This is a genomic window from Kordia sp. (genome assembly GCF_045105435.1).
In the GTDB taxonomy this organism is placed as follows: domain Bacteria; phylum Bacteroidota; class Bacteroidia; order Flavobacteriales; family Flavobacteriaceae; genus Kordia.
In genome coordinates this window covers 1-11,981 of record NZ_JBGCDL010000147.1, presented here as the reverse complement: position 1 = coordinate 11,981, position 11,981 = coordinate 1, and the positions used below count along the sequence as shown (strand labels likewise).

Annotated in this window: 8 protein-coding genes and 1 pseudogene; 3 read left to right on the top strand and 6 right to left on the bottom strand. The window is 34.1% G+C overall.

What is annotated here, in order from left to right:
• Positions 1-295: 295 nt before the first annotated feature.
• The 4 genes from AB8B65_RS07730 to AB8B65_RS07715 form a co-directional block, all read right to left on the bottom strand.
• Entirely contained in the window at positions 296-1,627 is a 1,332-nt protein-coding gene (locus AB8B65_RS07730) for a dihydrolipoamide acetyltransferase family protein (RefSeq protein ID WP_405300311.1), read from the bottom strand.
• An 80-nt stretch (positions 1,628-1,707) separates the two neighbouring features.
• A complete protein-coding gene (locus AB8B65_RS07725) occupies positions 1,708-2,829 on the bottom strand; it encodes a glycosyltransferase family 2 protein (protein WP_405300310.1) in 1,122 nt (373 codons plus the stop codon).
• 12 nt (positions 2,830-2,841) lie between these two features.
• Positions 2,842-3,462: a recombination mediator RecR gene (gene recR / locus AB8B65_RS07720; protein WP_405300309.1), complete on the bottom strand. Its 621-nt coding sequence runs from the start codon at positions 3,460-3,462 to the stop codon at positions 2,842-2,844.
• Between the two features lie 50 nt (positions 3,463-3,512).
• Positions 3,513-4,001 (bottom strand): hypothetical protein, encoded by a 489-nt coding sequence (locus AB8B65_RS07715; RefSeq protein ID WP_405300308.1) that lies wholly within the window; start codon positions 3,999-4,001, stop codon positions 3,513-3,515.
• Positions 4,002-4,163: 162 nt separating this feature from the next.
• Here AB8B65_RS07715 and AB8B65_RS07710 point away from each other — a divergent pair, with 162 nt between their 5' ends.
• On the top strand, positions 4,164-5,681 hold the full coding sequence (locus AB8B65_RS07710; RefSeq protein ID WP_405300307.1) for a sodium:solute symporter: 1,518 nt from the start codon (positions 4,164-4,166) through the stop codon (positions 5,679-5,681).
• Here AB8B65_RS07710 and AB8B65_RS07705 read toward each other — a convergent pair.
• Entirely contained in the window at positions 5,652-6,008 is a 357-nt protein-coding gene (locus AB8B65_RS07705; RefSeq protein ID WP_405300306.1) for a CoA-binding protein, read from the bottom strand. The two genes, AB8B65_RS07710 and AB8B65_RS07705, sit on opposite strands and share 30 nt — an antisense overlap.
• 207 nt (positions 6,009-6,215) lie before the next feature.
• Here AB8B65_RS07705 and AB8B65_RS07700 point away from each other — a divergent pair, with 207 nt between their 5' ends.
• Entirely contained in the window at positions 6,216-8,684 is a 2,469-nt protein-coding gene (locus AB8B65_RS07700; RefSeq protein WP_405300305.1) for a TonB-dependent receptor domain-containing protein, read from the top strand.
• A 480-nt stretch (positions 8,685-9,164) separates the two neighbouring features.
• On the opposite strand, the gene AB8B65_RS07695 is transcribed toward AB8B65_RS07700, so the two are convergent.
• Positions 9,165-10,181: a 3-oxoacyl-ACP synthase III family protein gene (locus AB8B65_RS07695; RefSeq protein WP_405300304.1), complete on the bottom strand. Its 1,017-nt coding sequence runs from the start codon at positions 10,179-10,181 to the stop codon at positions 9,165-9,167.
• Positions 10,182-10,530: 349 nt separating this feature from the next.
• Here AB8B65_RS07695 and AB8B65_RS07690 point away from each other — a divergent pair.
• A pseudogene (locus AB8B65_RS07690) lies at positions 10,531-11,981 on the top strand (S9 family peptidase); the annotation flags it as partial.

The following is an 11,981-nucleotide window of genomic DNA, read 5'->3' as shown; positions in this document are numbered from 1 at the left end:
AATGCTTAAAGTGATTTCAGTGAATATGATTCCTGGAGCTATTGTTTTAGGTTTTGTGCATCTTATGCTACTATTTCCGAAAGGAATACAAATTTGGAATATTGTTGCTTTAAGATTCAAACGTTTGTTGGTTCGTTGATTTGTCAATTCGTTGATTTGTCAATTTGTTGATTTGTCATTTGTCATTTGTCATTTTGACAACCGACAACCGACAACTAGCAACCGACAACTAGCAACAAAAAAAAGAGTTTCCGAAGTGGAAACTCTTTTTTTTCTATGATATAATTTATTAGTTCTAAATATCTCTATCGCTATCCCAAGCTTCTAGGTAATCTGCAACTTGTTTTACGAATTGTCCACCAAGCGCTCCGTTTACAACTCTGTGGTCGTACGAGTGTGATAAGAACATTTTATAACGGATTCCTATGAAATCACCTTCTGGCGTTTCAATAACCGCAGGAACTTTTCTGATTGCTCCTAAAGCTAAAATTCCAACTTGTGGCTGATTTATAATTGGCGTTCCCATAATACTACCAAAGGTACCAACATTGGTTACGGTATAGGTTCCACCTTGAATATCGTCTGGCTTCAATTTGTTATTTCTAGCTCTTCCAGCCAAATCATTTACAGCTTTTGCCATTCCAACCAAGTTCAACTGATCTGCATTTTTGATGACAGGAACAATTAAGTTTCCATCTGGTAACGCAGCCGCCATACCTAAGTTGATATTTTTCTTTTTAATGATCGTATCGCCATCAACAGCAATATTCATCATTGGGAAATCTTTTAATGCTTTTGCAACTGCTTCCATGAATATTGGCGTGAATGTTAGTTTTTCACCTTCACGTTTTTCAAATGCTGCTTTTGTCTTTTTACGCCAGTTCCAAATTTTGGTTACATCAACCTCTACAAAACTCTGTACATGTGCCGATGTTTGCACCGAAGCTACCATGTGATGCGCAATGAGTTTCCCCATACGTGTCATTTGAATGATTTCGTCGCTTCCATTTACAGAAACTGGTGTTGCTGGTGTCGATTTTGGAGTCGCAACCGTTTTTGCCGCTTGTTGTACTGCTGCTTTTGGTGCTTCCGTTTTTTGAGGTTGTGCTTGCGCAGTTCCTCTATTTTTTATGTAGGCAAGAATATCGTTTTTCGTTACTCTTTCGTCTTTTCCTGTTCCTGGAATTGCATCTAATTCCGCAACTGAAATCCCTTCTTCTTTGGCAATGTTTTTTACTAAAGGCGAATAGAATTTTTCAGAGTTTGAGAAATCGTTGTTTACTGTTTCTTTTGCTGCGCTTACCGTTTCTTCAACTGCGGCAACTGCTACAGGTGCTTCTTCCACTTTCGTTGCTGGCGCTGGAGTTGCTGCTATACTTCCTTCTCCTTCTGTTTCGATAATAGCTAACGTTTGTCCAACTTTTACAACATCATCTACATTGTGTAATATTTCAACTAAAACACCATCAACTTCACTTGGTAATTCAGAATCTACCTTGTCTGTTGCGATTTCTAACACTGCTTCGTCAGCTTCAATAGTGTCGCCAACTTCTTTGAGCCATGATATAATTGTTGCTTCTGCAACACTTTCTCCCATTTGTGGAAGTTTTAGTTCAAATTTTGCCATATCCTTAATCTAAAGATGTTATTTTATTTTATTTTGCGAAAATACTAAATAATATCGTTTTTCGTTGAATTATTTTTAATTTAATTCTTTGTTAGCATCAGTACTTCTCCTCTATTTTTAGACGAATCGCTACCGAGGATAAAAGTACTGTTTTTTGGTAATATTTTGTAATATCCAAGTTGTTTTTCAAAGATTTGGATGCTACTTTTTAGGTCTATGAAATGCGTGTCAAAAATGATTTCTGTTTGATTTTTGTGATTTGCCTGAAGTAAAAGTTCGTCCACAGTTTCAAATTGCTCACATTTTTTTGGATGATATACAGCTTGTATTTGCTGGAAACGTTCCGACGAATTGGTCACGATAAAACACGAATGAATTTCTTTTTTTGTGGTTTTATTGGATGGTGATACTAACGGAATCAATCTCGCGCCAAGCGTAACCGCCACATCATACACAAAGTTTCTTTTGAAGTGTTTTTTATAGAATAGTTGCATAGCGCCGTAAAAGCGTTTTGCATAGGTTTTGTCTTTTAGCGTGCTTTCGCCTTTGTAATGAATGACCGAAGTTTTGCCGTAATAATAGTTTTGAAAACCTGCTTTTTTGATTTTATAGGATAAATCGATGTCTTCGCCGTACATAAAATAGTCTTCGTCAAATCCGCCAACAGCATCGTAGACCGTTTTTTTCATTAACATAAATGCGCCGACAAGAATGGCTACTTTTCCGATTTCATTTTCTTTCAGTTCTGAATAGTAACCTGAGTTTTTGTTGCCCAATATTTTTTTGACAGAAACCATTGGTGTTGGAATGTTTCGTTTGCTTTCTGGCAGAAACGCGCCGCTTCCATCAATGAGCTTGCAACCAATACTTCCTAGGTTTTCTGTTTTTTCTGCGAATTTTAATAATTGTATGAATGTATCTTCGGTAACAATCGTATCTGGATTTAAGATACATACATATTGGCCTTTGGCTACTTTTACTGCTTGATTGTTCGCTTTTGCAAAACCTACATTTTCCGTGTTTGCAATGAGTTGAATTTCTGGAAAGGTATTTCGCATCATGTCACAACTATCATCGGGCGAATTGTTATCTACCACAATAATTTCCGCGTCGAGCGTAGTAATTGCAGCTTGTACACTTCTGATACACGCTTCTAAAAAGTAGCGTACATTGTAGTTGAGAATGATGACCGAAAGTTGCATAACTGTTGAAAATTAAGAGCTTTTTAGCGAGTTTTCAAATGGAACTCTGTTGATGATACTTCTTCCCAAAGTAACCTCATCAGCATATTCTAATTCGTCACCAACCGAAATTCCACGTGCAATTGTTGATGTTTTTACTTCGTATTTTTCAATTTGCTTGTAAATGTAGAAGTTGGTGGTATCGCCTTCCATCGTAGAACTTAGTGCAAATATGATTTCTTTGACTTTTCCTTCTTGCACTTTTTCTACCAAACTGCCAATGGTTAAGTTGTGCGGACCAATTCCGTCTAACGGAGAAATTTTTCCACCCAAAACATGGTATAAACCTTTGTATTGCGCGGTACTTTCAATTGCCATGACATCGCGAATGTCTTCTACAACACAGATAATTTCTTGTTGGCGATTGGCATTTTTACAGATATCACAAATTTCTACATCTGAAATATTGTGACAGCTTTTACAATGCTTTATTTCCATTCGCAAATCCTGTAAAGCGGTTGCCAAATGCAATGTTTGACTTTCTGGCTGACGCAATAAGTGCAATACCAAGCGTAATGCCGTTCTTTTTCCGATTCCGGGCAATTGCGAAATTTCGTTTACAGCACTTTCTAAGAGTTTTGAGGAGAATTCCATTTGGCAAATTTACGGTTTTTTGAATATGAAATTGAATTTGAAGTTGAAACTTAAAAAATCATTCTAAAAGCTAAAAATAAGACTAGAATAATTGTGATAAACCATGCTAAAATAGATTTTAAAGTTTGCCTACTAATCATTTTACCAAATTTTTCTACATCAGTAGAAAAATTCCATTTCATTCTTTGTGATTCGTGTCGAAATATACTCATTTGAGAAATTTCCAGATAAATCAAATAGAACATATTACTGACAGGAAAAAGTACAAACCATAAACTAAATAAAGGATTATCTTCTGGGAATTTAGCAAAACCAACATATAATGCAATCAAAACACTATTTACTGTAAATAATTTATCATGAATTCTATCAAGTGTTGTTTGTAATTTTTTTGTCGCTTCTTCCCCCTGTCTTTCAGCCTTCTTTATTAATGAATCAGCTTCTTCTCCCATTTCCTTAACTTCATTACCAACTTGATACTTAACTAGAATTTCTAATATTTTATTTAAGATTGTATTTGTTTCTTTTGAGTTATTCATACATATATAAATTTCATTCATAAACTTTTACCAAATCATTAGAGCAACTTTTGTACGAAAAGTTACAACTTTGTTATAGTAATTTAAATTTCTTCAATCTTTTAATCATTCAATCTAAAAATGATAAAGAAGTTTGTATTTTGCAATTCAGAAAATTTATGTATGCAGCCGATTCACATTTTACTACTGATTGCCGGATATTTTGGCGTTTTAATTTTAATTTCCTATTTCACAGGAAAAGACGATAGCAACGAAACGTTTTTTAAAGCTTCGCGAAAATCACCTTGGTATGTCGTGGCTTTTGGAATGATTGGCGCTTCACTTTCAGGTGTTACGTTTATTTCCGTTCCTGGTGCTGTTGAAGCTTCTAAGTTTGGCTATATGCAAGTAGTTTTTGGCTATTTGGTTGGTTATTTTATTATTGCTTATGTACTGATGCCGATTTATTATCGCTTGAATGTGACCTCTATTTATCAGTATTTGGAAGATCGTTTTGGCGTGGTGAGTTATAAAACAGGCGCTTTTTTCTTTTTGGTTTCTCGAATTCTCGGTGCTTCATTCCGATTGTATTTAGTAGCAATTGTACTACAACAGTTTGTATTTGACGCCTACGGAATTCCGTTTGCAGTTACAGTTATTATTTCTATTGTATTGATTTGGTTGTATACGTTTCGCGGCGGAATTAAAACGATTGTTTGGACAGATACGTTGCAAACACTTTTTATGCTGATTGCCGTTGGTGTTGCTATTTACTTGATTTTAGGCGATCTTGATATGAGTTTTGGTGAATTGTGGAATTCAAAAGATTTAGCAGAATACAATCAAATTTTGTTTACCGATAATTGGTTGGCGAAGAGTTATTTTCTGAAATCATTTATTGGTGGATTGTTCCTTGCAGTATGTATGACAGGACTCGACCAAGATATGATGCAAAAGAATTTAACCTGTAAAAGTTTAGGCGATGCGCAAAAAAATATGGTGAGTTTTAGTATTGTGCTAATTGTTGTAAATTTTGTTTTTTTAATTTTAGGCGCATTGATTTTTATGTACGCTGCCAAAAACGGAGTGGAAACACCATTGATGAATGGAAAACCAAAAACCGATTTGTTATTTCCTGAAATTGCACTGAACGGCAATTTAGGAATTTCGCTTGCTGTTGTCTTTTTACTTGGTTTGATTGCCGCAGCCTATTCTAGTGCCGATTCTGCATTGACTTCCTTAACAACTTCTTTTTCTGTCGATTTTTTAGGAATTGAAAAAAAACCTGAACATACTCAAAAAAGAACACGACAACTTGTACATATTGGAATGTCGGTCGTGCTTATTATTGTTGTTATTATTTTTAAACTACTCAATAACGATAGTGTCATCAACAGTATTTTAGTAATTGCGGGATATACGTACGGACCTTTGTTAGGATTGTTTGCTTTTGGAATTTTTACCAAGTATAAAGTGATTGATAAGTACGTTTGGATTGTTACTTTAGCATCTATATGTGTTACGTATGTAATTGCAAACAGCGGATCGTATTATCTGTATTTTACAGCAGATGTAGCCAATCTCGCGGAAGCGCAGGAATTAGCAAAAAACACTTTGTACCAATTTGGATATGAATTGTTAGCCGTGAACGGATTGATTACTTTTATTGGTTTAGTACTGATTCGACGCCAACATGACTAAAGTACATGCAATTTCGTGCTTGATTCCTTTTTCTTGTAACATTTTATAAAAATCTGAATTTTCCGTTCCAGGATTAAAAATGACACGTTCGGGTTGTAACGAAATAATATATTCGTAAAATTCGGTTTGTACTTTGGGATTCACATACAAAGTAACTGTGTGAATGTCTTGATATTGTACTAATTCAACATCAATAGTAACGCCGCTTATTTCTCCTTCTTTTAGTCCATACGCCACGACTTCATATCCGTTAGCGACTAATTTGTTTACAGCTTTATGGGAAAAACGATGCGACTTCAAAGAAGCGCCTAACACTAATGTTTTCAATAGGTTATAATATTTGGGTTTACGATTTGGATATTCCTCACTAGTAATGAGATTATAAATTTAGTGATTTTTGATGTGTAACGGCTTTATTTGTTAAAATATGTTAAAAGTTGTTAAGGCTCGTAACACAAGAGTAATTGCTTCGTCAAGTATGCATGATTCCACAAGTATGGATTCATCATCATCAACAAAAAACGAACTCATTACATGAAAAAACTATTCTCACTATGCATGTTAATGCTAGGCTTTGCTTTGCATGCTCAAAATCCAGTTCCCAAAATAGGAACTATTAAAGGAAAAGTAATTGACGCTACTACTAGCGAAGCAATTCCTTATGCAACGATTGTTATTAAATCGAAAGCAGACAGTAAAGTAATTACTGGAGCAATTTCAGATGACAACGGAAATTTTAAAATTGACAAAATCCCAACGGGAGCGCTTATTGTAGACATTCAATTTATCGGTTACGAAACCATTTCTAAAGAGATTACCATTTCAAAAGACAACAAAGTAGTATCACTCGGAACGGTTTCACTAGCAGAAAGCGCAACTAGCCTTAATGCAGTGGAAGTTGTTGCAGAACGAACTACAATTGAACAAAAAGTAGATAGAAAAGTAATTACCGTTGGTAAAGATTTGGTAACTGCCGGACCGACAGCTTCTGATATTATGAACAATTTACCTTCTGTAAATGTAGATCAGCAAACTGGAGCTATTAGCTTGCGTGGAAACCAAAACGTACGTGTTATGGTTGACGGAAAACTTTCAAACATTCCTACAGCACAGTTATTGAAACAGTTACCGTCAAATTCGATTAAGAAAATTGAACTCATTACAAATCCTTCTGCAAAGTACAATCCTGAAGGAATGAGTGGAATTATCAATATTGTATTGCGCAAAAACGTAAATATTGGATTTAATGGAAATGCTACTATTGGACTTACACGTGAGCGTGAAGCTAAATTTAATAGTGCACTTGACATGAATTACCGTAACGGAAAGTTTAATATTTTTGGAAATTACTCTAATAATATTGCTAAAAATAGAAATGGCGGAAACATTCGCAGACCTGACGAAAATTCAGCGCAAATATTTGATGTTTTAGACAATCAAAAAACACATTTATTTAAAGTTGGATTGGATATTTATTTGAATGATAAGAACACAATTTCATTTTTTACAAACCAAAACCTTTCTGATAGTAGAAACGAAGGTCTTACGAGTATTATATTTAACGACAATACTGCGTTTAACAATTCGCAAGACTTCTTAGCAATGAATGATAATTTAGCGTCTCAGTATAACTTTAACTATAAATATGATATTAATGATGAAGGCGAAAATATTGAATTGGAAGTAGATTATAATGTATATGATGCCGAAGACGAATTTAATTTTCAGTTTTCTGGAGCAAACACATTTCCAGACTATATTGATGAAACTGAAACTGGCAGAGATCGTACGACAATCAACTTAGATTATGTACGTCCGATGAAAAATAAATCAAAATTAGAACTTGGTGCAGAAGCGCGTTTGTTCAACTCAAATATTGATTACCAATCTACAGGTTTTAGCTTTAACGAATTAGGAACCTTACGCAGAACGCCAAGCACAGACTTCAACTATAGTAGAGATATTTTTTCTGCTTATTTTACATACGGAAAACAACTTGAAAAATGGTCATACCAAGTTGGTTTGAGAGCAGAAACTGTAAAGGTAGAAGCAAATGCATTGTCTAGCGAGATTGAAACTACAGATGTATCTAATATTATTTTTGAAAACGATTATACACAAGTATATCCATCTGCGTTTTTAACGTATACTGCATCAGAAAAAAACTCATACCAATTGAGTTATAGTAGACGTGTAGATCGTCCTGGAATTGGACAAGTAAATCCAATTAGAGAATGGGCAACACCATTAATCAGTTCTTTCGGAAACATTAACTTACAACCGCAATTTACAAACTCTTTGGAAGCAAATTACACCAGAAAGTTAGGAAATAAAGGAACTATTACCGGAGGTGTTTTTTATAGAGCTATTGAAGACGAAATTAATCGAGCTGTTTTTATAGATCAAACCGATGTAAGCCGATTGATATTAACACATGATAACTTTGATAATACGTCTGCGTATGGAGTTGAAATTTCAAGTAATTTCAGACCGACAAGTTGGTGGAGTTTTAATACTAGTTTTGACTTCTTTGCGCAAACACAAAAAGGAATTACGGAATCATTAAATGTACCAACAGACGTAGCAACTATTGATAATATTGTGCGTGAAACTGTTGAAGTAGATAATGAAGCGTGGAACTTTAGAATGTTTAATAACTTTAGAGTAACTAAAAAATTAAACTTATCGGCCTTTGGTTTTTACAGAGGAAGCGTACAAGGAATTCAGTTCAAATCAGAACCAATGTACTTTGTAAATATTGGAGCACGTTACGCTTTTGCACAAGGAAACGGAACGTTAAGTGTAAATTACAATGACATTTTCAATACGATGGAATTTGGTTTTGATGGACAACGACCGTATAGACAAGTTGGCGCTTTTAACTGGGAAAGTAATACTGTAAATGTGAGTATCTCTTATCGTTTTGGAGGTGGAAAATACAGAGCAAAATCGCGTAAGCAACGTGACAATGATGAAAAATCTGGAAGTGGCGGATTCCTATAAATCGTCCTTCTTATTTAAAATATATAAGAAATTAATGACTTCAATTATTATTGATGGTTAGTGTTAATTGAATGTTATTAATAAATGAAAACCTTAGTTGTGCACAACTAAGGTTTTCTGTTTTCTTTAGCTATTAATTTTCAGTGCAATAGAATATAAGGATATAATTTTTGAGGCAATTTGGTTGAATTTCAATAAGCCTGAAATGCTATTAATCCTTAAACTAGCGCATTTTGACAAAAAAACTGTTAAAATTAAATCAATAAATAGAGAAATCTCAAAAAAAACGATCAATTTTGCAATATAAATAAAAGTATACTGTATTGTTATTAGGTTGATTATTCGAATTTAGCACTCTAAAATACCCATTACTTTTGCATAAAACGTATACTAGATATTTATCTAAGAAAAAATCCCAAGCACATTAGTCCTTGGGATTTTATTTTTATATCTATGCTTTGCGCGATGCGTCTTTTTAAATTACCATTTTATAATCACACTTCCCCAAGTAAATCCACTTCCGAAAGCTGCTAAAACAACTGTATCTCCTTCTTTAATTTTTCCTTCTTCCCAAGCTTCTGTTAACGCAATCGGAATGGAAGCCGCAGTTGTATTTCCATAGCGCATAATATTGTTATATACTTGATCGTCTCCAAGTCCAAACTTTCGTTGAATAAACTGTGCAATTCGCAAGTTTGCTTGATGCGGAATCAACATGTCAATATCTTCCTTACTCAGTCCGTTTTGCGATAAACCTTCCATAATAACTTCACTAAAACGAACGACTGCATTTTTAAATACAAACTGTCCGTCCATGTATGGAAAATAGGAAGTATCTTCTTCTCCGTTATCGTGATCTTTTAAAATATCATTTACCCAACGTGTTCCCATTCCTGGTGCAGTTAACGCTAATTTTTCTGCATGTTCTCCTTGCGAATGTAAATGTGTCGATAAAATTCCGCGACTATTATCTTCGCTTCGTGTCAAAATAGCTGCTCCTGCTCCATCACCAAAAATAACGGAAACACCTCTTCCGCGCGTTGTCATATCCAAACCGTGTGAGTGTAACTCAGAACCAATGACCAAAACATTTTTATACATTCCTGTTTTAATAAATTGATCGGCAACCGAAATTGCATACACAAACCCTGAACATTGGTTACGTACATCAAGTGCACCAACAGTTTTAATGTCTAGCTCTTTTTGTACAATAACGCCTGGTCCTGGAAAATAATAATCAGGACTTAAGGTTGCAAAAACGATAAAATCAATATCGTCTTTATCAATTCCTGCGCGTTCAATAGCTACTTTTGCAGCTTTAATTCCCATACCTGAAGTGGTATCTTCTGTGCCTTTTATGGCAAATCTTCTTTCTTTAATTCCGGTTCGTTCCTGTATCCATGCATCATTGGTATCCATTACTTTGGATAAATCTTCATTGGTAACCACATTATCTGGAACATAATGTCCTAATCCTATAATTCTAGATGTATACATAAATTATCGACTTTTTATTTTTTAGTGTGAAATCGTCTTATAAAACTACGAATTCTTAAAAAGGTAAGTAACAAAATTACGGATTAATAATTACAACTTAACTTTTAATTACATGTACTTGAATAAAAAAGCACATATATGAAACATACATGTGCTTTAAAACAACCTAACCAATAAATAAACAATTGATTAAGGAATTATTTTTTTTCTATAAGTATCTATCCTTAATCACAAGAAAGTAAATCGAGAAAATTCAAGAAACCTTATAAGAAAAACGGTTTTTTTATAAAAGAGTTCCACTTTTTTTAAATAGTTTTATAGTTCATCAACCATAAAACGAAAATCAACCATGAAAAACACCTTTTTAGTATTCTTACTTTTTATTTCATTTTTTGGAATAAACGCACAAGAAAACATAGGCTACCAACAACCACCAGCAGAAATATTAGAACTTGCAGATGCTCCACTTGCACCAAGAGTGAATATGGATAACAAAGGAGAAAAATTCTATTTTGCTTATAGAAACAACTATAAAAGCATTGCCGAACTTTCTGAAAAAGAATTGCGTTTAGCTGGTTTACGTATCAATCCAAAAACAAATATTGGAAGCAGACAAACATATTACAATGAAATTTTAATCAGAGTTGGTCGTACCAACAAAGAAGAAGCTGTAGCAGGATTGCCCACAAAAGGACGTTTTTCTAACTTTAGTTGGTCGCCAGATAAAAACAAACTCGCATTAACCAATACAGTAGAAACTGGTGTCGAATTATGGGTAATTAATTTCAATACAAAATCTGCAAAAAAACTAACAGACGCAAATTTAAATTCCAATATTGGAACTCCGTATATGTGGTTAAAAAACAGCAATGCATTGCTTGTCAAAAAAGTACCTGCAAAAAGGAAAGAACTTATAAATACTACAATTTCAGTTCCTACAGGACCTACAATATCAGTGAGTGAGCAAGGTGTAAAAGCACAAAACAGAACCTATCAAGATTTACTTAAAAATAAAAATGACGAATTTAATTTTGAACAATTAGCTACTTCTGAATTGTACAAAGTTGATTTAAATGGTACAAGCACTCTTTGGAAAGCGCAAAACATGTACAAAGGAATGTCTTTATCGCCAAATGGAGAATTTATCATGCTTAATACAATTGAAAAACCTTTTTCATATTTAGTAACGTACTCAAGATTTCCTTTTTCTTCTATCATTTATGATATGAATGGAAATGAAGTATACGAAGCATTAAAAGTACCACTCATTGAAGATTTACCAAAAGGATTTATGTCAACACGCACAGGACGCAGAAACATTTCGTGGCGTTCGGACAAACCTGCAACTATTTATTGGGCAGAAGCATTAGATGGCGGTGATCCTGCCAAAAAAGTTTCACACAGAGATGAAGTGTTTCAACTAGAAGCGCCATTTACAGGAAATGCAACTTCTTTACTAAAAACGAAAGGACGTTTTAGCGGAATGGATTGGGGAAACAACACAACTGCAATTGCTTACGATTATTGGTGGAATACACGAAATACAAAAACATATCTTTTCAATCCATCGAATAATAAAATAGCTCCAAAAATGATTACAAACAGAAGCTATCAAGATAAATATAACGATCCTGGAAATTTTGTTACTTCAAAAAATGAATACAACAGAGATGTATTGAGCATTGAAAAAAACAATCTGTACCTGACTGGTGTTGGTTATAGTGAAAATGGTAGAAAGCCGTTTGTTGACAAATTCAATCTAAAAAACTTAAAAACAAAGCGTATTTACGAATCTGATTA